This is a genomic window from Pseudomonas rhizozeae, assembly GCF_031583775.1.
Classification (GTDB): domain Bacteria; phylum Pseudomonadota; class Gammaproteobacteria; order Pseudomonadales; family Pseudomonadaceae; genus Aquipseudomonas.
In genome coordinates this window covers 112,453-135,080 of the sequence record NZ_JAVLSB010000045.1, presented here as the reverse complement: position 1 = coordinate 135,080, position 22,628 = coordinate 112,453, and the positions used below count along the sequence as shown (strand labels likewise).

Genomic DNA, 22,628 nt, shown 5'->3' with positions numbered 1-22,628 from the left:
GGCCGGTAGGAAGCCTTAACTTCAAGGATATGTCCTACAGCAAACATCGAATCGGCTGACTGCGATCGTCAGGCAATCCGCGCAAAGTCCTGTGCCTTCAGAAAGACACAGGGACCGGTGCATGTTCAGCCAAGGCAATCAGGTCGTTTTCAAACTCGATATCGCCGAGTTTGCCTACGACCTCCAAGTCCTCGAGTTCCACGCTACCGAAGCGCTCAACCACCCATTCGAAGTCAGGCTCGAACTGGTCAGCGAACTTCCCCAACTCGACCTTGAAAGCCTGTTGCATCGCTGTGCCTATCTGTCTTTCGGACCTGACGGCAGCGGTATCCATGGGCAGGTCTATCGTGCCGCCCAAGGTGACTCCGGCAAGCGCCTGACGCGTTACTCGCTGGTGCTGGCGCCTCACCTGGCTTACCTGCGTCACCGCCACAACCAGCGCATTTTCCAGCACCTCAGCGTGCCGCAAATCATCGCCAAAGTCCTGACCGACCATGGCTTGCCGGCCGACCTGTGGCGTTTCCATCTCGGCGCGACCTATCCAGCCCGCCCCTACTGCGTTCAATTCGAAGAATCTGACCTCACCTTCATCCAGCGCCTGTGTGAAGAGGAAGGCCTGCATTTTCATTTCCGACACAGCCCAACGGGCCACGTCCTGGTTTTCGGAGACGACCAGACGGTATTCAGCCGGCCCGCCGCCGCGACCCCATACGTCCAGGACAGCGGCATGGTCGCCGAAGAACCGGTGATCCAGCGTTTCACGGTCGACTTGCAAACCCGGACCACGCACGTCAGTCGGCGCGATTACAACTTCGAGACACCTAGGCTGCAACTCGACAGCGACAGCCGCAGTGCGCAACTTCCGCGCCTTGAAGACTACGCGTTCCCGGGGCAGTTCATGGATCGCGAACGGGGTAAGCATCTGGCACGCCGCGCTTTGGAGCGTCACCGTGTCGACTACCGCCAGGCTCACGGATGCAGCGATCAACGCCTGCTGCGCAGCGGCACCTTCCTCGATATGCGCGGCCACCCACGGCAAGACTTCAATGGGTTGTGGCTGCTGAACCGCATCGAACATTTTGCGAAGCAACCGCAAGTGCTTGAAGAGGCCATGATCGATGCGCCGGGTGATGGAGATTTTTCTCAGGGCTACCGCAATACCTTTGTCGCCACGCCGTGGGACGCAGTCTTCCGCCCGGCGCTAGAACACCGCAAACCACGCATCTGCGGTCACCAGCACGCGGTGGTCACCGGGCCACCCGGCGAAGAGATTTATTGCGATCGTTACGGTCGCGTCAAAGTGCAAATGCGCTGGGACCGGGACGGTGAACTGGACGAAAAATCCAGCTGCTGGCTGCGCGTCGCCGCCGGCTGGGCTCATGATCGCTATGGCTCGGTGCTAATTCCTCGGGTTGGCATGGAAGTACTGGTAGGGTTCACCGAGGGCGATCCCGATAAGCCGTTCGTTCTCGGCTGCCTGCCCAATGCCTCAACGCCCGTGCCGCTCGATCTGCCTGCCGAGCACACCCAAAGTATGTTTCGCAGCCAAAGCAGTCCGGGTGGCGGCGGCTATAACGAATTACGCATCGAGGACCGTAAGGGCGCCGAGGAAATCGCCTTGCGCGCCGAGCGCGATTTTGTCCAGTGGGTGCGCAACGATGAGCGCGTCCAGGTCGACAACCAACGTACGGTAGTGGTCGGCGGCACGGCCAGCCACGAGTTGCACGGCGATGAACATCGCTTGACCCACGGCCAGCGCCTCACCGAAATCAAACAGCATGACCATCTGCTGGTGCAGGGCGACCAGCATATCCGCAGCGCCAATCATCTACTGACGGCCGCCGTGCAAATCAACCTGAGTGCCGGTCAGCAAGTGGTGATCGATGGCGGCGCAAACCTCACGCTCAAGGCTAGCGGGCATTGGCTGACCCTCGGGCCGGCGGGCATTTTTAGTAGCGTGGCGATTCAGCAAGGTGGCGCACCCGGGGTCGGCATGCTCGCCGAGCCCCTGATGCCCGGTGAATTGCCGCTGATACCGCTGACGTTCGACCCGGTGCAGCAGCGGCAGGCGCTAGTATCGAACCGCGCCTCACGGTGCCTGATTTGCGAGGCGGCCCGCGCATGAATTCAGTACTCCCTTTACCCGAGCACCTGCCATGGAACGACCACGCGGCCTATGTATTGTTCGACGGCACAACCCTCGAACATTTGCCGCAGCAGTTGCGAAGCCTTGATCCCGCAGTGACTGCCACGGCCCTGTTCGACGTTCCTCCGTTCGCCGCGCTGCGGGATATTTCACCGCTGCTGGTGCCGATCGAGCAGCCGGACGGGCCGATCTTCCAGTTCTTCATGCGACAGGCCCATGAAGAATCCATGCTGCTGTTGTTCAGTCCGCAGCCGCTGCACGACTTGGCCCGGCACTTGCGCAAGCTCTTGACCGTTGAGCTGCCGGAGGGCCAAACCATCCTGCTGCGCCTGGCGGACGCTGCCGTGGCGCGGGCCCTCTTCGATAGCGGCGATCAGCGGCTGTTTGGTCCGCTGTCCTGTGTCGTAACCGCCGACGGCCTCAGTGCCGATTGGTGCTGCCAGCGACCACGCGGCGCCGATTGTCCAGACTTGCCGACGCCCTATCGCCTGAGCCCCGAGCAGAATGAGGCGCTGGACCGCGTGGATCGTCGTCGTGCGCTGCTCGATCTCGATAGCCATTTGCGGACACATTTCCCCGACTTCTTGGGTCATTCAACCTTGACCGAGCGCTGGCCAAGGCTTGAGCAACTGGCAGAACACGCCAACGCGCTTGGCCTCGCCAGCCAGTCGGATTGGCTGTATTTCGCCAACATCATGGCCTGGCTGGACGGTGCACCGCTCGACCAGCACCCCGACATCGCACGACTGCTCAAGACGCCCTCCCTGCAATCACCCGGCGAGCGCGTTGCGCTGGCCGCCGAACGCGCCCATCGCTGGGCCACCCAACGAGGCCAGCCATGACCCATCCCGCCAACCTCGCCGCTGCCGCCGCCTCGAAAACCGCCATTGGTTCACCCGGCGCCTGCCAGTTGCGGCACACCCATGTGCAATTGCTGCCGTTATCTTATGGGCTGGTGGAAAAGCCCCTCGACCCGAGTGCCGAGCTGACGGTGCCCTACGCCCTAACCAGTCGCCCGGTGGGAGTCCGCCTGTTACGCGATGGTTGGCTGTACATCATCGACAGCATCAGTGCCGAGTTGCACGAATATCGAATCCTCGACGGCCTGGTCGTCGCATTGCTGCACCGAGGCAAAAAGGTCGACAGTGATCAACGCAGCGCCATTGAAGAACGCCCGGCGCTGGTGTTCTCGCGCCAGGCCGTGCTGCATGTGACCTTCGCCGAGGTGCAATGGACCGCCGCCAAATGCGCGCAAGTGCTGGACAGCGTCGCGGATCGCGAATACTTCATGCAGCGCGTCGATCTTCGCCCGGTCGATTGCCTGGTCGGTGGCGAGCACTTACTTACGGTCGAGCAAGCCAAACGCTGGTCGGCGGAGCTAGCCGCAGGTGCTGAACCGGTAGCGGCTGCCGAGGGTGACGCCGTGCTGTTGCCGACAGTGCATGTCAGCGACGCCCCGGAACATGAACGCGAACCCTATCTATGGGAGCAACCGCCGCGTTTTCGCCAGGCGCACATCGGCGAATGGCTGGGGCAGGTGCGCCCGGCGTATCAGGACGACACGCTGTTTCTGCTGGTGCAGGATGATCTCGGTGTACTCCGCGACCTGGCTGAGTATCAGGATTGCGTCGTGAAGTGGGTCGACGACTGGAGCAACACCGGTCATAACGAACGCGATTATCTGCTGGCCTGTTACATCGAATCCCTCAGCCAGCTCAGCGGCGAGGACATGGCCGAACTCGCCAAGGCCGATCACGGCCCGGCAACCAACGCCTTGTTTACCGACCTTGAACAACTCCCGGAACCGCAGCGGCAACTCACCCGCGACCGGTTGCGCGAATACTTGAACCGGGGTGGCAAGGTCGAGCCGTCGGTGATCGAGCCTACGCCGCAATTGGAGCGAGAGCGGCAGGAGGCCGTCGACAAAGCCTATGAGCTGAACCGCTTCGACGGCGCCACCGCTGACTTCTCGGCCTATGAGCGCGCCAGTGCCGAGGCGGATCGGCGTTACTACACCCGCGAATACTTTCACGCCTCCCCCACCGAATTCGTCGAGCGCCACCTGCAGACCCTGGTCAATCTGGGCAGGCAACATGACCAACGCGTCCTCGACCTGCTTGATGGCTCGTTATTGAGCGGTAAACGCGGCATCAACGGCTTGATTGATCGTCCGGCCATGGACGAGGTACTGGCACGGCACCGCGACGATGTCGGACGCTGGAACCGCGTGCTCGAGCGCATCACCGCCGACCGCACGCAACTGGTGTGTGCCGGGCGTTATCACCGCTCGGCGTGGTACTACGACGGCAACGATACGCAGCAACTGGGCCACACTTTCACCGCCGAGTACGCCTGTTTCAAGGACATCTGCCGCAGCGACTGGGCCAGCCTGGAGCTGCTCGGCTATCTGGAAGCCCACCCGGAACTGACCCGGCCGCTGTTCTACACCTTGCCCCTGCGCCTGCGGCCAGAGCTGATCGCGCAATACAGCACGCTGTCCAACGCTGGCATGGCGCTGTTCAACAACCTGCCCCACTGGCTTGCCACCCTGCGGCGCCTCGAACAACCCCACTTGCCGGCGCTCGATGACTTGCCCGAACACACCCGCGCCGTCGCCGACGCCGCGCAACACAGCCTCAGCCCGGCGCTGAACCTGGGCCTGAGCCGTGCGCTGGAAGGCTTCGACCTCGGCGGCGAAAAAATCCCCGACCTTGAGCAACTGTTCCGACAGCTGCCCAAAGCCCTGCCGGCGCGCATCCTCGACGCCGCGCGCACCAGCGGCGCAACTTTCACCGTCGCCAGCGCCGCAGAACAGAGCGCGCTACAAAGCACTATCAAGGAACTGCTGAGTGAACGCGAGTACCTCACGGGTCTGAACCGCGAACGCGGACGCCTCACCCACAACAAAAACCGCCAAGGCCACAAAACCCCGAGAGCGGTGGAACTCCATGAAGAAATCACCCGCGTCCGCGCCCAGTTGACGCAGCTCGAAGGCCGATTGGCGGGAGCACTGAGCCCGATTGCCGAACTGCCGGATCAATCAATGCGCCTCTACGGCGCGACACCGGCCCGCGCGGGTGTGACGGTGCTGTTTCCGCCGGCGCAGCAACAGGAAGTCAGGAGTTTGCTGAGCAATATCCGGCTGGGGATTTATGAGGTGCCGAAGGCTGGGTTGGTGAAAAGCGAGGGGATGGGGTTGTTGGTGGTGTTGGTGCAGGGGGTGAATTTGGTTGCGGTTTATCGGGAAACGATGAAACAGACTAAAAATCAAAAGAAACGAGCTGAGTTCTTTGCGGCACTTGCCTCGACCGGGGCTGCCGGGTTTACGGCGGCTCAAAGTTTGGCCGATACCGCTTTGAAGGCGCGGAGCTCGGTTTTAACTGCGGGACTTCAGCATCATGCTCTGCAAAGTGTGCATGTGCAGATGGGGAAGTTGCATTTTGGATTAGGTATTTTCACGTACAGCTTCGGTTTTTCCGCTTCAATCGTAAACCTCGTCGATAAGGTGCGCGACTGGCAGCAAGCAACACGCAGTGCCAATCACTTAGCGCAAAGAAGTGCCGCATTGGCTGCGGTCGGTGCAGCTGGAATGACAACAGTTAGCGCTTTTGGATTGGGGCACACCGGCCACGTGGGCTACACCCTGTTTAGTGCAAATAACAGCGCAGCCAGAACCGCCGCTTGGGCCGCCGCCGGCACGCGCCTTTCCACCGTCTTCTTTCGCTTCAACCTTGCCGGCGCATTGTTCACGGTACTGGAACTAAGCGGCACCTGGCTCTTCAATCGCTACAACCTCAGCGCCCACGACAAATGGCTGAGGACTACGCCGTGGAGTCGAGATGGGGAAGAACGCGGGGACCATTCCCTGGAGAAGTATCGCGATTACCTTGCCCGCCTCGTCGAGGCTCCTTATGCGCAACTAGGGCCCAACGAACATGACTCATGGTTGAAAAACCTGCTGTTGAAGGCCAAGCCCAGTGATATCCATCTGGTATTGCCTGGATACTCACTCAGTGACTTCCAGCCGCCGCTAAGCGGCCAACCGAGTATGCGCCTGGGCATCGGCGCCCACCGGATCAGCGTGCCACTGCATAGTAGAAGCATTCCGCGAGAACGTAAGACCGTCATTAGCGATGAAATCGTCGAAAGCCTGCGCATCGCCGAAACCGAACCCAATAAACTGGTGTTATGCCTGCGCTCCCCCTTGGACCTCGACAGTCAATATAACTCTGGCACCGAAACCCTGGAACTGACGGTTTGCATTCAAACTATGAATGCCAGCGGCGTCTGGGTCTCTCGAATCCACGTAGTTCGCTTGGACCCTCGCGGACAAGGCCATTACCCGGTGTCGCCGCGAGACGCTGTCACCGAGCATCCGCCCATATTGCGGGTTGAAACCCATCTGCTGGAGCTGGCCGACCATGCCCAACAACCTTGATCTGCGTTTGCCAGCTCCCGACCTTGAGCAACCGCGAACGGCCGGTGATGTAGAGCCGTTTCCGAGCGGAAAAATCACCTACTTGGCGCCATTACCGCTGCCGACTCCGTTACCACCCCATGCGCCACATATTGGCGAGATGAACGCAGTGTTTATGGACTTCGGAGTGGGGCCACCGCAAATTTTTATGTGGCAAATGACGCTTGGCGGACCGTTCAACGTCGCTTTTACAATTGCATTCTTGTTTCCCATTTTTACGGGGTTTTTAGGAGTTGTTTTTGGATACTCCTGGCAGGACATAATGGACTCCATGGTAGGCGTATTCGCAGAGGCTCATGGGAATGCGCTAATAACCGGACTATGCGTACAACTGATCCTCTTGGCCGTCTGGCACCACAACCACAAAAAACGCATCCACATCATCCCTACCCGCTTCAACCGCCAACGCCGCGAAGTCTGTTTCATGCCCGAAGGCGCCAACGAACCCTTGTTCGTGCCGTGGGAATCACTCTCGGCCTGGGTCGTCGAAGCACAAGGTGCCACTCAATACGGCATCCACCGCCAGTACGGTATGGGCATCGGGTTTCAGCACGGCGAAACACTGACCAGTGTGGAGTTTCCCTGCTTTGGCCTGTCTTTGGCGATCAGCCACTGGGAGGCGATTCGCGGTTACATGGAGTACGAAATCCACGACCTCAAATCAATCCAGGACCCGCAAGACCTGCAAGGCCCCGACGACCCGCCCCACGAAGGCGTGCACACGTTCCACAACGCCCGCGCGCGCATGCACCAACAAATCCGCGACGGCTCGCGTAGCCGCATCTCTGGATTTTTCTGGTACCTGTACCACGTCATGACCTTCTGGACCCTGCCCAACCACATCACCGAATGGGAAGTGCGGCGCATCCACACTATGGGCCAACGAGCACTGCCTGAAGTAATGCAGCAGTGGTCAGAGCCACTGCTGAAAGACCAATGGGCCAAGCCCAGCGCAGAACTGCTACGCCTCAGCGAACACGTCCGCGCCCTGCACAAACGCCAGCCACGCAGGCCGATTACTGAGATTTTTGCTGAGGTGCGTAATTTGAACTCAGGCGGGAAACGCGGCGCATGAACAGGGTCAGTGAGCATTCAACGATGTTGCGAGTTGGAACTCTTATGCTGGAGCTGGCCGACCATGCCGAACAACCTTGAACATTCGTTGCCTGAGTCATTCCTTAAAAAACGTCGAAACACGGGCGACATTGAGTCCTTTCCGAGCGGAAAAACCACTTATCTCGCGCCTCTCCCCCTGCCAACACTTCTGCCTCCTAACGCCCCACACATTGGCGAAATGAACGACGTGCATATGGATTTCGGGGTAGGTTCCCCGCAAGTATTTTCATGGCAGGTTGTACTAGGCGGGCCTTTCTGCGGCGCATTCATGATGGCGTTTCTGTTCCCATTATTTACCGGTGTACTCGGCATTATTTTTGGTCACGATTGGAATGACATCTGGGAGTCGGTGATGGGTATTTTTTACGAAGCCTATGGTTATGCGTCATTTATTGGTTTTTGGGCTCTCGCCATCTGCCTAACCGTCTGGCACCACAACCACAAAAAACGCATCCACATCATCCCCACCCGCTTCAACCGCCAACGCCGCGAAGTCTGCTTCATGCCCGAAGGCGCCACCGAGCCTTTGTTCGTGCCATGGGAATCGCTCTCGGCCTGGGTCGTCGAAGCCCAAGGCGCCACTCAATACGGGATTCACCGCCAGTACGGCATGGGCATCGGGTTTCAGCACGGCGAAACACTGACCAGCGTGGAGCTTCCCTGCTTTGGTCTGTCATTGGCGATCAGCCATTGGGAGGCGATTCGCGGTTACATGGAGTACGAAATCCACGACCTCAAATCAATTCAGGACCCGCAAGACCTGCAAGGCCCCGACGACCCGCCCCACGAAGGCGTGCACACCTTCCACAACGCCCGCGCCCGCATGCACCAACAAATCCGCGACGGCTCGCGCAGCCGCGTCTCTGGATTTTTCTGGTACCTGTACCACGTCATGACCTTCTGGACCCTGCCCAATCACATCACCGAATGGGAAGTGCGGCGCATCCACGCTATGGGCCAACGAGCGCTGCCTGAAGTAATGCAGCAGTGGTCAGAGCCACTGCCGAAAGACCAATGGGCCAAGCCCAGCGCAGAATTGCTACGCCTCAGCCAACAAGTCCGCGCTCTGCACAAACGCCAGCCACGCCGGCCGATTACTGAGATTTTTGCTGAGGTGCGTAATTTGAACTCAGGCGGGAAACGCGGCGCATGAACGGATTGAGAAAACATCCGCCCATGTTGCGAGTTGAAACCCATCTGCTGGAGTTGGCCGATCATGCCCAACAACCTTGATCAGCCTTTGCCAGCTCCATACCTTGAAAAGCCACGAAAGGCCGGTGATGTTGAGCCGTTTCCAAGTGGGAAAATTACTTATCTAGCGCCGCTGCCACTGCCTACGCCGCTTCCACCTCATGGTCCGCATATTGGTGAAATGAACGATGTGTTCATGGACTTCGGGTTGGGCTCACCGCAGGTATTTATGTGGCAGGTCACAATAGGCTTACCTTTTAGCTGCGCATTCATGGTCGCCTTTTTATTCCCCCCTATTATTGGCCTCATTGGGCTGATACTCGGGTATGACCCGTTTTACACATGGGAATTTGTCGTCGACTTTTTTTTTGCCATTTATGGCTACGCCGTTAAGGGCGGCATCTGGGCCTTGCTCATCTGCCTAGCAGTCTGGCACCACGTCCACAAAAAACGCATCCACATCATCCCTACCCGCTTCAACCGCCAACGCCGTGAAGTCTGTTTCATGCCCGAAGGCGCCACCGAGCCTTTGTTCGTGCCATGGGAATCGCTCTCGGCCTGGATCGTCGAAGCCCAGGGCGCCACTCAATACGGCATACACCGCCAGTACGGTATGGGCATCGGTTTTCAGCACGGCGATACACTGACCAGCGTCGAGTTCCCCTGCTTTGGCCTGTCTTTGGCGATCAGCCATTGGGAGGCGATTCGCGGTTACATGGAGTACGAGATCCACGACCTCAAATCAATCCAAGACCCGCAAGACCTGCAAGGCCCCGACGACCCGCCCCACGAAGGCGTGCACACTTTTCACAACGCCCGCGCGCGCATGCACCAGCAAATCCGCGACGGCTCGCGCAGCCGAATTTCCGGATTTTTTTGGTACCTGTACCACGTCATGACCTTCTGGACCCTGCCCAACCACATCACCGAATGGGAAGTGCGGCGCATCCACACTATGGGCCAACGAGCACTGCCTGAAGTAATGCAGCAGTGGTCAGAGCCACTGCCAAAAGCCCAATGGGCCAAGCCCAGCGCAGAACTGCTACGCCTCAGCGAACAAGTCCGCGCTCTGCACAAACGCCAGCCACGCAGGCCGATTACTGAGATTTTTGCTGAGGTGCGGAAGTTGAAATCAGGCGGAAAGCGCAGCGTATGAACGGATTGAGAAAACATCCGCCCATGTTGCGGGTTGAAATCCATCTGCTGGAGCTGGCCGACCATGCCCAACAACCTTGATCTGCCTTTGCCAACTCCCGACCTTGAGCAACCGCGAACGGCCGGTGATGTAGAGCCGTTTCCGAGCGGAAAAATCACCTACTTGGCGCCATTACCACTGCCGACACCGTTGCCACCTCATGGTCCGCATATTGGCGAGATGAATGACGCGTTTATGGATTTCGGGTTGGGTTCACCACAGGTATTTATGTGGCAGGTAACTTTGGGGCTACCGTTCAATGGCGCGTTTTTTATTGCGATTTTAATTCCGCTATTTGTAGGGTTTATGTTTTTTATCTTCGGGATGGACTGGACGGATATCGCTCACGCCATCAGTGGTGTTTTTCAAGAAGCACACCCGCTAGCGTTAAAAACAAGTTTTTTTGCATTTCTCATCTGCCTAGGCGTCTGGCACCACGTCCACAAAAAACGCATCCACATCATCCCTACCCGCTTCAACCGCCAACGCCGCGAAGTCTGCTTCATGCCCGAAGGCGCCACCGAGCCTTTGTTCGTGCCATGGGAATCGCTCTCGGCCTGGGTCGTCGAAGCCCAAGGCGCCACTCAATACGGCATACACCGCCAGTACGGTATGGGCATCGGTTTTCAGCACGGCGAAACACTGACCAGCGTCGAGTTCCCCTGCTTTGGCCTGTCTTTGGCGATCAGCCATTGGGAGGCCATTCGCGGTTACATGGAGTACGAAATCCACGACCTCAAGTCGATTCAGGACCCGCAAGACCTGCAAGGCCCCGACGACCCACCCCACGAAGGCGTGCACACTTTCCACAACGCCCGCGCGCGCATGCACCAGCAAATCCGCGACGGCTCGCGCAGCCGCGTCTCTGGATTTTTCTGGTACCTGTACCACGTCATGACGTTCTGGACCCTGCCCAACCACATCACCGAATGGGAAGTGCGGCGCATTCACACAATGGGCCGACGAGCGCTGCCCGGGGTGATGCAACGCTGGTCAGAGCCACTGCCAAAAGCCCAATGGGCAAAGCCCAGCGCAGAACTGCTACGCCTCAGCGAACACGTCCGCGCTCTGCACAAACGCCAGCCACGCCGGCCGATTACTGAGATTTTTGCTGAGGTGCGGAAGTTGAAATCAGGCGGAAAGCGCAGCGTATGAACGGATTGAGAAAACATCCGCCCATGTTGCGGGTTGAAATCCATCTGCTGGAGCTGGCCGACCATGCCCAACAATCTTGATCAGCCTTTACCGGCTCCTTACCTTGAGCAGCTACGAAAGGCCGGTGATGTGGAGCAGTTTTCGAGCGGGAAAATCACTTACCTTGCGCCGCTACCATTGCCTACGCCGCTCCCGCCTCACGGTTCACATATTGGCAAGATGAATGATGTTGTTATGGATTTCGCACTGGGATCGCCCAAAATTTTTATGTGGCAAGTAACATTGGGGTTGCCTTTAAATGGAACATTTATTGTCGCTTTTTTATTTCCATTAATTGGCGGGATTTTGGGCGTTCTATTAGGGTACGACTGGGTAGATGTGAAAGATTCGGTCATTGGAATTTTTTTGGAGTCCTATGAATTATCAGCAATAGCAGGTGTTTGGTCTTTACTCATCTGCCTAGCCGTCTGGCACCACGTCCACAAAAAACGCATCAACATCATCCCCACCCGCTTCAACCGCCAACGCCGCGAAGTCTGCTTCATGCCTGAAGGCGCCACCGAACCCTTGTTCGTGCCATGGGAATCGCTCTCGGCCTGGATCGTCGAAGCCCAGGGCGCCACTCAATACGGCATACACCGCCAATACGGCATGGGCATTGGGTTTCAGCACGGCGAAACACTGACCAGTGTGGAGTTTCCCTGCTTTGGCCTGTCATTGGCGATCAGCCATTGGGAGGCGATTCGCGGTTACATGGAGTACGAAATCCACGACCTCAAATCAATCCAGGATCCGCAAGACCTGCAAGGCCCCGACGACCCGCCCCATGAAGGCGTGCACACGTTCCACAACGCCCGCGCGCGCATGCACCAACAAATCCGCGACGGCTCGCGTAGCCGCATCTCTGGATTTTTCTGGTACCTGTACCACGTCATGACCTTCTGGACCCTGCCCAACCACATCACCGAATGGGAAGTGCGGCGCATCCACACTATGGGCCAACGAGCACTGCCTGAAGTAATGCAGCAGTGGTCAGAGCCACTGCCGAAAGACCAATGGGCAAAGCCCAGCGCAGAACTGCTACGCCTCAGCGAATACGTCCGCGCCCTGCACAAACGCCAGCCACGCCGGCCGATTACTGAGATTTTTGCTGAGGTGCAATTGACGCCGCAATCCAGGCTGGCACACCGCTCATAGGTAAATCTCTGTGGCGAGGGAGCTTGCTCCCGCTGGGTGGCGCAGCCGCCCTAAAACCTGATACAGCACGCGGTTAGCGGCTGCTACGCACCCGAGCGGGAGCAAGCTCCCTCGCCACAAAAGCTCGAGCCGGGGCAAGCTCCCTCGCCACAAAGGCTCGAGCAGGGCAAGCTCCCTGGCCACAATGCCCGAGCAGGCGCAAAGTCCCTCGCCACAAAGGCAGTACAAAGCGGGTTTTGCCAGTAAACTCCCCCCTTTTCGCCGCACCTTCATGTCCACGCGGCCATCACCTTTTCAAGTAGCGGAGTCTGCCTTGCGCCTGTTTCACACCTCCGACTGGCACCTGGGGCAAAACCTCCATGGCCAGGAGCGTGATTTCGAGCACGCCTGTTTTCTCGACTGGTTGTTGCGCCAGCTCAAGCTGGACCAACCGGACGTATTGCTGATTGCCGGCGATATCTTCGACACGGTCAATCCGCCGGTCAAAGCCCAGGAGCGGCTGTACGATTTCATCGTCAGTGCCCACGAGCAGCAGCCGCTGTTGACCATCGTGATGATCGCCGGCAACCACGATTCCGGCTCGCGGATCGAACTGCCGGCGCCGTTGATGAGGCGTTTGCGCACCCATGCGCTGGGCCGGGTGTTGTGGCTCGACGATGGACAACTGGATGCCGAGCGGCTGTTGCTGCCGTTGCCCGATGCCAACGGCAAGATCGCCGCCTGGTGCCTGGCGCTGCCGTTTCTGCGCCCAGCGGAAGTCACTGGCGCACACTTGGGTGACGACTATTTGCGCGGCATCGGCCAGGTGCATGAGTGGCTGATCGCGGCGGCCAACGCCAAGCGCCAACCGGGCCAGGCGCTGATCGCCATCAGCCATGCACACATGGCCGGCGGATCGGTCTCGGAAGACTCCGAACGCAGCCTGATCATCGGCAACGCCGAGGCGCTGCCCGCCAGCCTGTTCGGTTCGACGATCAGTTACGTCGCCCTCGGTCACCTGCACAAGCCGCAGAAGGTCAATGGCGAGGAACGCATTCGCTACAGCGGTTCGCCGATTCCCTTGTCGTTCTCGGAAATCGGCTACCAACACCAGATTCTCGATATCCAGCTCGACGGCGAAACCCTGCTCAGCGTTGAACCAAAACTGATCCCCCGCGCGGTCAACCTGCAGCGCCTCGGCCCGGCGCCACTGGCCGAGGTGCTGTTGCAATTGGCCGAGTTGCCGAACATCGACTTGCTGGCGGATATCCAGCGCCAGCCGTGGCTGGAAGTACGGGTCAAGCTCGACGAGCCGCAACCGGACTTGCGCAATCAAGTGGAAATCGCTCTGCAAGGCAAAGCCGTTCGACTGGTGCGGATCGCCGCCGAATACGCGGGCAACGGCAGGCGCGATGGCAGCGCCGACGGCAGCGCGCTGATCGAACTCGACCAGCTCAGCCCGGAAGAACTGTTCAGCCGAGCCTGGCACGACAACTACGGCAGCGAAGTCGACGAACAGACACTGAAGGACTTCGCCTTGCTGCTGCAGGACGTGCAAATGGAGGGCGAGCAGCCATGAAGATTCTCGCCATCCGCCTGAAAAACCTCGCTTCCCTGGCCGGGCCGTTCGAGATTGATTTCACCGCCGAACCCCTGGCCAGTGCCGGGCTGTTCGCGATCACCGGGCCGACCGGCGCCGGTAAAAGCACCCTGCTCGACGCCCTGTGCCTGGCGCTGTTCGGCGCAGTGCCACGGCTCAACAACACCGGACGCGACGCCAAAGTACCGGACGCCGATGGCGAAATCGGCACCGGCGACCCGCGTACCCTGCTGCGGCGCGGCACCGGTGAAGGGTATGCCGAAGTGGATTTCGTCGGCGTCGACGGTCGCCGCTATCGCGCGCGCTGGGAAGCCAATCGCGCCAGGGACAAAGCCAGTGGCAAGTTGCAAGCCAGTCGCCAGAGCCTGCGCGATATCGATCAGGATCAATTGCTCGCCAGCCAGAAAGGCGAATACAGGACCCAACTGGAAGCCGCGTTGGGGCTGAATTTCGAGCAGTTCACCCGCGCGGTGATGCTCGCGCAAAGCGAGTTCAGCGCCTTCCTCAAGGCTGACGACAACGACCGCAGCGAACTGCTGGAAAAACTCACTGACACTGCGCTCTACACGCGCCTGGGCAAACGCGCCTTCGACAAGACCAAGGAAGCCCGCGAAGCCCACAAGCTGTTTCAGGATCAGGCCACTGGCGTCACGCCACTGGCCCCGGAGGCGCGCGCTGAACTGGACGAGCGTTTCAGCGCGGCGCAGCAACAACTCAAGACTGAGCAAGCACAACTCAAGCAACTGGAGTTGCAGCACACCTGGCTTAAGGAACTGCACCAGTTGCAGGACCAGCAACACGGCGCCGCCGAGCAACTGCAAACCGCGCAACAGGCGTGGGACGCCCAGGCCGCCAAGCGATTGCAGGCTAGTCGTCTGGAGCAATTGGCACCGCAGCGCCATCAGTTCGCCCGGCAGCGGGAGCTGGCTTCGCAATTGACGCCGCTGGCCGCGCAGATCCAGCAACAGCAGGCACAGCAGCAGGAATTGCTGAGCCGCCAGACGCCGCTGGAAGACAGCCGACGCACCACCCAAGCGGCGTTGCTCGAGGCGCAAAACCAGCAGAGCGCCAATGCCTTGCCGTTGCGCCAGGCCTTTGAGCAGCAGACCACCCTCGCCCGCCTCGTCAAGGACGCCAGCGACAGCGCTGCGCTCAAGCAGCAAGCCGAACAGGCGTGCCGTGACGGTCAGGCAGTGATTCAAAACCTGCTTGACCAGCAAAAAGCCGTCGCCGAACGCCTTGAGCGCATCGCCAGCCAGTTGGAGCACAGTGCCGACCTCGCCACGTTGAGCGACGCCTGGCAGGCCTATCGCGACCGCTTGCAGCAGTTGATGCTGATCGGCAACCGTCTGAATAAAGGCGCCAGCGAGTTACCATCGCTGCAACAACGGGCCAACGAGGCCGCCGCGCAACTGAGCGCGCAACGTCAGCAACTGGAAGTGTTGTACAAAGAGGCCGGCGCCGAACCGGAAGCGGTCACTGAGCAGATCAAGTTGCTTGGCGATTTGCTGCAAGACAACCGCAAGCACCAGCGCGCCATGGAAGAGCTGGCGCGGTTGTGGGCGCAACAGCAGCAACTCGATCAGCGCGGCGGCGATCTGCAACAGCGCTTGCTCGACGCCCAGCAGGCCCGCGAACGGCTGACCGCCGAAGGGGTGCAGGCCAAGGCTGAGCTGGCGATCGCCGAACAAACCCTCAGCGTCACCCGTGAACTGCTGGAGCGTCAACGCCTGGCCCGCAGTGCCAGCGTCGAAGAACTGCGCGGGCAGTTGCAGGACGACCAGCCGTGCCCGGTCTGCGGCAGCGCCGAGCATCCTTATCATCAACCGGAAGCCTTGCTGCACAGTCTCGGCAAACACGATGAGAGCGAACAGGCCAACGCGCAAAAAGCCGTGGACCTGCTCAAGGAAAAACTCACCGAACTGCGCACCGACGTCGGTGGCGTGATCGCCCAGCAAAAGGAACTGCTGCAACAGCAGGAACAACTCCAGGCTGAGCAAACCACGCTGACGCCAATCCTCGACGCCCACCCGCAAGCAAGTGCACTGCTGGCCCAGGACGCGGCCAAGCGCGACGCCTGGCTGGCCCAGCAAAACAGCCAATTGGCGCAGAACATCAGCCAGGACGAACAGCGGCAATCGGTATTGCTGACCTTGCAGCAAGACGCTGCGCGGTTGCAGCAACAACTGCGCGCCGCCGAAACCGCCGTGCAGCAGAGCACCCAGCAACTGGAGCAGCAGCAACAGGCGCTGGAGAGCGATCGCCAGCGCCTCGACGAGGAACTGAATGCCTTCGCCAGTCTGTTGCCGGCGGCGACTTTGCAAGCATTGCGCGCCGAACCTGCGGCGACCTTTATGGAACTCGACCAGCAAATCGGCCAGCGCCGCGAGCAACTCGACCAGCAAAAGGACGAGCACGAAGAACAGCAACAACGCCAGCAAACCCTGGATAAAGAACAGGACCGGCAACTCACCCGCGTGCAACAGCAACAGCAGGCCGAGCAGCACTTCACCGCCCTTACCGCGCAGCAGCAGGCCGCGCAGGAAAACCTCGCGACTTTGCTCGGCGAACACAGCAGCGCCGAGCAATGGCAGCAACAACTCGACAATGCCGTCGAGCAGGCCCGCACGGCGTTGACCGGCGCCCAACAGGAGCTGCAAGACGTGCGCGATCGGCTGGTGCAACTGGTCGCCGAACTGAAAGCGGCGAACGAGCGCCAGCAAGCTCTCGACATCGAACACCGAGCACTGGCGGTGCGGATCAGCGAGTGGCGCGCGCAGCATCCGGAACTCGACGATGTGGGCCTGGACAGTTTGCTGGCCATCGACGAGCAAGGATTTAGCCAGCTTCGGCAGCAACTGCAGCACAGCGAAAAAGCCGTTGAAGAAGCGCGGATTCGTTTGCAGGAGCGTGAGCAGCGTCTGGCGGATCACCAGGCGTTGCACAACGAACCGCTCGCCGCTGACGCCTTGGCCGAAGCCTTACTCGAAGCGCAAAACCATTGCGCCAGCAGCGAACAGCGCTGCGCCGAACTGCGCGCCGAACAAGCCGAAGACCAGCGCCGGCAAAACGCCAATCAGGCGCTCGCACAACAAATTGACCAGGCTTATAACGAGTTTCAGCGCTGGGCGCGGCTCAATGCCTTGATCGGCTCCGCCACCGGCGACACCTTCCGCAAGATCGCCCAGGCCTACAACCTCGATTTGCTGGTGCACCATGCCAATGCGCAACTGCGGCAACTGGTGCGACGTTATCGGTTGAAGCGCGGCGGCAGCATGCTGGGTTTGCTGGTGATGGACACGGAAATGGGCGACGAACTGCGCTCGGTGCATTCGCTGTCCGGCGGCGAGACCTTCCTGGTGTCGCTGGCCCTCGCATTGGGGCTGGCGTCGATGGCGTCCAGCACCTTGAAAATCGAATCGCTCTTCATCGACGAAGGCTTCGGCAGCCTCGACCCGGAATCTTTGCAACTGGCCATGGATGCCCTCGACGGCTTGCAGGCTCAGGGGCGCAAGGTCGCGGTGATTTCCCACGTGCAGGAAATGCACGAGCGGATTCCGGTGCAGATCCAGGTCCGCCGCCAAGGCAACGGCCTGAGCACCGTGGAGGTGAAATGACCACGCTGTATTCTTTCCGCCGCTGCCCCTATGCGATGCGCGCGCGAATGGCCTTGCGCTACAGCGGGGTGCCGGTGAACGTGGTGGAAGTCAGCTTGAAGGCCAAGCCGCCGGAAATGCTCGCACTGTCGAGCAAAGGCACGGTGCCGGTGTTGAGCCTTGAAGGCGATCAGGTGATCGACGAAAGCCTCGAGATCATGCGTTGGGCCCTGGCCCAGAACGATCCCGAGGATTGGCTGCGCAAGGACGATCCTGCCGCTCAGGTGCTGATCGAAGCGTTGCTGGAAGAGAATGATCAGGTGTTCAAGCTGCACCTCAACCGCTACAAATACGCTGAACGCTACCCCGAGCACCCGATGCCGTTCTATCGCACGCAAGGCGAAGTGTTTCTCGGCAAGCTTGAGCAGTTACTGACGCATCGCGGGTACTTGCTGGGCGATCACCCGAGCCTGGCGGACGTGGCACTGCTGCCGTTTGTGCGGCAGTTTGCGCATGTCGATCGCGAGTGGTTTGGGCAGGCGCCGTATCCACGGTTGCAGGCGTGGCTGCAGGGTTTTCTCAGTTCGGAACTGTTCGTTGCGGTCATGGCCAAGTAAACCGTCAGGCCAACACGCTGCACATGTTCAATGCCGAGCAATCCACTTCGAACGGGCCGAAATACGCTTCACTCTCTTCCCGAGCAGGCGGGTTGCCGGCCAGTTGCGCTGCTTCGATGGCCTTGGCCAATTCGATGCTGCGCACCAGGTTGTGATTGAACTCGATCGAGCGTGCCACCGCGCCGGCCGAACCAGCACCGCAGCCCAGCAACGATGCACCATTGGTCATGAAGGCGAGAAAGCCGACCGCCCATAATCTGCGCCCTTTCATGCTCCGGCCACTCCTGATATTTCGCTGTGATCGACCACTACGGTTTGTGCGCGGTGTTCGAACTGAATGCCGGGTTGGGCGACCTCGATCGGTGCTTCGACGGACGATTGGGCTTGCACGCCAAGGGTGACGACCAGAACCATGGCTACATAGAGACCGATGGCCAGGTAGGCGCCGTGTTTGGCGGATTGAAGGATTGCACTGGCCATTGGGGAGACTCCGTGGGCGTGTTTCAGTTGGCACAGAATCCCTCAAATGCCCGGTCGCCAGTTAGCGGTGAAAATCCATAGTGACCATCAGATTTATTGATCGGGAAAACTTAAGGCGTACGGCATGCGGCCCAGCAAATACGGGGGCGGCAGCGAACGAATCAGGGGGAATGCAGCAACACAGCGGGGAGGTTTTGCGCGGTCGTACATACGTTATGCAGGAGCGACATCACTTGGGTTTTCGACCTGGGGCGGGCCGATGTCCTAAGTGACTTCGCTCCTGCATAAAGTCAGGGCCTGTAGCTTTCAGTGTTGGCTTTTGTGATCCAGTGCGGCGTAGAAGTTGGCGCTCTGTTGCAGGTATTTCTGGGTGTAGCTCTGGGTGCCGGATTTTTTGCTGTTGATTTCGACGTTGGCGCTGGCTGGCAGGGCAACGGTCGCCGAGATGGCGGAAGCGGCGATGATGGAGAAGAGATTGAAGTTCATAGCGGTAGTCCTCGTATTCAGTTGGCTTGCTTGCCCGGTTGGGCCGTGGAGCAAACTTAACCTTCGAGACTGCGCACGCTGAAATGCTTTGTAGCATTAGCGAATATCAACTTCATTAATACTGTGGTAAAGGCCCCGGCAACCGGGGCCTGCGGCCTATTGACGCAGCAGAAACTTGAGGTCGCTCGGCGCGTCCATCGGCAGTTTTTGCACAGTCTTGCCCAGCATACCGCTGCTGGGGTCACGCTCGACGACCACAATCTGGTTGCTCTTCTGGTTGGCGATCAAGACGAATTTGCCACTCGGGTCGAGGGCCAATTCTCGCGGATGATCCCCTTCCACCGAGCGCCGCTGCAGCTCCTTCAGCTCACCGGTCTGGGCGTCGATGGCAAACACCAGCAGTTGATTGGCGGTGCCACGGTTGCTGACGTATAGAAACTTGCCGTCCGCGGACGCATGCAACGCCGCTCCGGCCTTGTCCGATTGCGGCTGATCGACCGCGAGATCGACCAACTGCTTTCGCGTCAGCTTGCCGTCCCGGTAGTCGAACACCGCCACCTGTGCGCTCATTTCCATGGTCAGCCAGGCGTGTTTGCCATCGGCACTGAACAATAGATGACGCGGACCGCCGCCCGCCGGCAATGGCACCGACGGCGGATCGGCCGGTGTCAGCGGCAACTGCGGATTGGCCTTGGGATCGTAGCGGTAGACAAAGATCTTGTCGGCGCCCAGGTCATTGGAGAACACAAAGCGGCCATCAGGGGAGGACACCGTCGAATGCACATGCGCCGAACTTTGCCGCTCGGCGTTAACGCGACTCGCCGGGTGGCTGCTGATCTGCACCACCGGGAGCAACTTGCCGTCGCTGCCGACCGGGATGACCGCCAGGGATCCGCCCGGATCTTCCGTTACCGAATAGTTGCTGACGAACAGATGCGAGGCATCGGCGCTCAGGCTGGAATGGGTGGGCTCGTTGCCCAGCGACTGCACCTGGTTGATCAGGCTCAGGGAGTGGGTCTTGGGGTCGATGGCGTAGCTGCTGACTTTACCGACCGGGTCGGTTTGTCCGGGGCCGTTTTCATTGACCACGAACACCCGGCGCTGGTCTTTCGATAACGTCAACCAGGACGGGTTTTCACTCTTGATCACTTGCAAGGGCTGGCTCGCGATCTGCCCGGTACGGCTGTCGAAACTCAGGCGATAAATCCCTTGGCTCTGCCCCGCCGTGTACGAGCCGACCAGCAACTCATGACTGTCGACGGGCGCCGCTTGCACCCCCATCGCCCCCACGCTGCCGGCCATCAACAATGGCCAGAAATTACGCATCCTCATCCGTGTCATCCTCGTCGTTGCTGCCGCTGAAGGCGTCCATGCACACCAAACGGTGTTCGCCGGACGTCCCAGTGATCAGCCAGCTGTGCAACGTCTCATCGAACGTCGCGTCGAGTATCTCGACCATGGTGAACTCCCAATGTTTCGCCGCACGGCCGTCCATGCATTCGATGTGCAGGTTGTCCTGTTCATCGAGCTCGAACTCGAAGGCGTGCAACCCGTCGATTTCCACCATGGTGGCGGTTTCGAGGGCATTGAGTAGGGTATTGGTTTCGGCGGTCATGGCGATCAGTCGTTTGGCGGGAAAGCCGGAATGATAGCGCATCCGACCGCTCTCCCCGATTTTCCGATCGCCACAAACCACTGTGGGAGCGAGCCTGCGCGCAAAGGGGTCATCCGCTCAACATCAGAGTTGGCTGACAATCCGTCTTCGCGAGCAGGCTCGCTCCCACAGGTTTTACGGGGTTGCTTACAGCGCTTCGCGCGACGGCAGGCCGTCCACCAGACGCTGAATCTGCAGCGGGTTGGCGTTTTTCAGAGCGTCCGGCAGCAGGCTGTCGGGGTAGTTCTGGAAGCACACCGGGCGCAGGAAACGATCGATGGCCAGGGTGCCGACCGAAGTACCACGGGCATCGGAGGTGGCCGGGTATGGCCCGCCATGCACCATCGAATCACAGACTTCGACGCCGGTCGGGTAACCGTTAAGCAGAATCCGCCCGACTTTTTGTTCCAGCAACGGTGTCAGTTCGCCGAACTGTTCGAAGTCCGCCGGCTCGCCGATGATGGTCGCAGTCAGTTGCCCGTGCAGGCCGTGCAGCGCGGCGCTGAGTTGCGCCTGATCGGCCACTTCGACAAACACCGTGGTCGGGCCGAAGACTTCGTCTTGCAGCACCGCATCGCCGTCGATCAACAGGCTGGCATCAGCCTTGAACAACTGCGGCTGCGCTTGCTTGCCTTGTTGTGGATGACCCGCCAGATGCTCGATGCCCGGATGCCCGAGGAGTTTTTTGAGGCCGTTGCCGTAGTTGTCCAGGCCACCGGCGTTGAGCATGGTCTGCGGCGGCTGGTCGTTGATCAGGCCACTGACCAGCGCCACGAACGCGCTGAATTCCGCCGAGCGAATGCCGATCACCAGGCCCGGATTGGTGCAGAACTGGCCACAGCCCTGAACCACCGAAGCAGTCAGGTCGCGGGCGACGCTTTCCGCGCGTGCAGCCAGGGCTTGCGGAAGGACGATCACCGGGTTGATGCTCGACATCTCGGCAAACACCGGGATCGGCTGCGGACGGGCCGCCGCCATGTCGCACAAAGCACGACCGCCGCGCAACGAACCGGTAAAGCCCACTGCTTGAATCGCGGGATGCTGGACCAGTGCCGCGCCAACGCGGTCACCATAGATCATGTTGAACACACCGTCCGGCATCGCGGTTTTTTTCGCCGCACGCAGGATGGCATCAGCGACCTGCTCGGCAGTTGCCATGTGCCCGCCGTGGGCCTTGAACACCACCGGGCAACCGGCGGCCAGGGCCGACGCGGTATCGCCACCGGCGGTGGAGAACGCCAGCGGGAAGTTACTGGCGCCAAACACCGCCACCGGGCCGAGGCCAATGCGGTACTGACGCAGATCCGGACGTGGCAGCGGCTGGCGATCCGGCAGTGCCTGATCGATGCGTGCGCCGTAGAAATCACCACGACGCAGGACCTTGGCAAACAGACGCATCTGGCCGCTGGTGCGACCACGTTCACCCTGGATACGCCCGGCTGGCAATGCGGTTTCGCGGCAGACCACGGCGACAAAATCATCGCCCAAAGCGTCGAGTTCATCGGCGATGGCGTCGAGGAATTCGGCGCGGCGAGCAGCGCTGAGGCTGCGATAGACCGGGTAGGCACCGGCTGCGGCTTGGGCGGCGGCAGCGACTTCCTCTGGCGTGGCTTCGTAGAAAGTGTGCGGCAGTTGCTCGCCGCTGGTGGCGTCAACGCTGTGCAGGGTGACCGTACCGGCCGCGCTGCGCTGGCCGCCGATGTAGTTGTGACCGAGAATCTGAGTCATGCCGTATCTCC

Annotated in this window: 17 protein-coding genes; 11 read left to right on the top strand and 6 right to left on the bottom strand. The window is 60.1% G+C overall.

Translation table 11 applies throughout. The features are described 5' to 3' along the window. Positions 1-121: 121 nt before the first annotated feature. From RG836_RS15015 to RG836_RS14965, 11 genes are all read left to right on the top strand, one after another. Positions 122-2,125 carry a type VI secretion system Vgr family protein gene (locus RG836_RS15015; RefSeq protein WP_310846833.1) on the top strand — a complete coding sequence of 668 codons (2,004 nt, stop codon included), beginning with the start codon at positions 122-124 and terminating at the stop codon, positions 2,123-2,125. After that, the gene (locus tag RG836_RS15010; protein ID WP_310846831.1) at positions 2,122-2,988 is read left to right on the top strand and encodes a DUF4123 domain-containing protein; all 867 of its coding nucleotides are present in this window, start codon (positions 2,122-2,124) and stop codon (positions 2,986-2,988) included. Before RG836_RS15015 ends, RG836_RS15010 begins: the two co-directional genes overlap by 4 nt. Then, a complete protein-coding gene (locus tag RG836_RS15005) occupies positions 2,985-6,584 on the top strand; it encodes a toxin VasX (RefSeq protein WP_310846828.1) in 3,600 nt (1,199 codons plus the stop codon). Before RG836_RS15010 ends, RG836_RS15005 begins: the two co-directional genes overlap by 4 nt. Then, on the top strand, positions 6,568-7,698 hold the full coding sequence (locus RG836_RS15000; protein ID WP_310846826.1) for a hypothetical protein: 1,131 nt from the start codon (positions 6,568-6,570) through the stop codon (positions 7,696-7,698). Before RG836_RS15005 ends, RG836_RS15000 begins: the two co-directional genes overlap by 17 nt. A 63-nt stretch (positions 7,699-7,761) precedes the next feature. Then, positions 7,762-8,892, top strand: a complete 1,131-nt coding sequence (locus RG836_RS14995; protein WP_310846824.1) for a hypothetical protein — start codon at positions 7,762-7,764, stop codon at positions 8,890-8,892. A 63-nt stretch (positions 8,893-8,955) separates the two neighbouring features. Then, positions 8,956-10,086, top strand: coding sequence for a hypothetical protein (locus RG836_RS14990; RefSeq protein WP_310846822.1), 1,131 nt, complete (start codon positions 8,956-8,958; stop codon positions 10,084-10,086). A 63-nt stretch (positions 10,087-10,149) separates the two neighbouring features. Next, the gene (locus tag RG836_RS14985) at positions 10,150-11,280 is read left to right on the top strand and encodes a hypothetical protein (protein ID WP_310846819.1); all 1,131 of its coding nucleotides are present in this window, start codon (positions 10,150-10,152) and stop codon (positions 11,278-11,280) included. A 63-nt stretch (positions 11,281-11,343) separates the two neighbouring features. Next, on the top strand, positions 11,344-12,477 hold the full coding sequence (locus RG836_RS14980) for a hypothetical protein (protein WP_310846817.1): 1,134 nt from the start codon (positions 11,344-11,346) through the stop codon (positions 12,475-12,477). Between the two features lie 313 nt (positions 12,478-12,790). Further along, positions 12,791-14,035 carry an exonuclease SbcCD subunit D C-terminal domain-containing protein gene (locus tag RG836_RS14975; protein WP_310846814.1) on the top strand — a complete coding sequence of 415 codons (1,245 nt, stop codon included), beginning with the start codon at positions 12,791-12,793 and terminating at the stop codon, positions 14,033-14,035. Then, positions 14,032-17,673, top strand: a complete 3,642-nt coding sequence (locus RG836_RS14970; RefSeq protein ID WP_310846812.1) for an AAA family ATPase — start codon at positions 14,032-14,034, stop codon at positions 17,671-17,673. The genes RG836_RS14975 and RG836_RS14970 overlap by 4 nt, the downstream gene beginning before the upstream one ends. Continuing rightward, complete coding sequence (locus RG836_RS14965) at positions 17,670-18,269, top strand: glutathione S-transferase (protein ID WP_310846809.1); 600 nt, start codon at positions 17,670-17,672, stop codon at positions 18,267-18,269. The genes RG836_RS14970 and RG836_RS14965 overlap by 4 nt, the downstream gene beginning before the upstream one ends. Before the next feature lie 4 nt (positions 18,270-18,273). On the opposite strand, the gene RG836_RS14960 is transcribed toward RG836_RS14965, so the two are convergent. From RG836_RS14960 to RG836_RS14935, 6 genes are all read right to left on the bottom strand, one after another. Then, positions 18,274-18,540, bottom strand: coding sequence for a hypothetical protein (locus RG836_RS14960; RefSeq protein ID WP_310846806.1), 267 nt, complete (start codon positions 18,538-18,540; stop codon positions 18,274-18,276). Next, a complete protein-coding gene (locus RG836_RS14955; protein ID WP_310846804.1) occupies positions 18,537-18,749 on the bottom strand; it encodes a hypothetical protein in 213 nt (70 codons plus the stop codon). The genes RG836_RS14960 and RG836_RS14955 overlap by 4 nt, the downstream gene beginning before the upstream one ends. 306 nt (positions 18,750-19,055) lie before the next feature. Then, positions 19,056-19,235, bottom strand: coding sequence for a hypothetical protein (locus tag RG836_RS14950; protein WP_310846803.1), 180 nt, complete (start codon positions 19,233-19,235; stop codon positions 19,056-19,058). A 156-nt stretch (positions 19,236-19,391) separates the two neighbouring features. After that, a complete protein-coding gene (locus RG836_RS14945; RefSeq protein WP_310846802.1) occupies positions 19,392-20,567 on the bottom strand; it encodes a lactonase family protein in 1,176 nt (391 codons plus the stop codon). After that, a complete protein-coding gene (locus RG836_RS14940; RefSeq protein WP_310846928.1) occupies positions 20,554-20,850 on the bottom strand; it encodes a DUF5629 family protein in 297 nt (98 codons plus the stop codon). Before RG836_RS14940 ends, RG836_RS14945 begins: the two co-directional genes overlap by 14 nt. A gap of 186 nt (positions 20,851-21,036) precedes the next feature. Further along, positions 21,037-22,617, bottom strand: a complete 1,581-nt coding sequence (locus RG836_RS14935; RefSeq protein ID WP_310846800.1) for an aldehyde dehydrogenase (NADP(+)) — start codon at positions 22,615-22,617, stop codon at positions 21,037-21,039. Between the last annotated feature and the right edge of the window lie 11 nt (positions 22,618-22,628).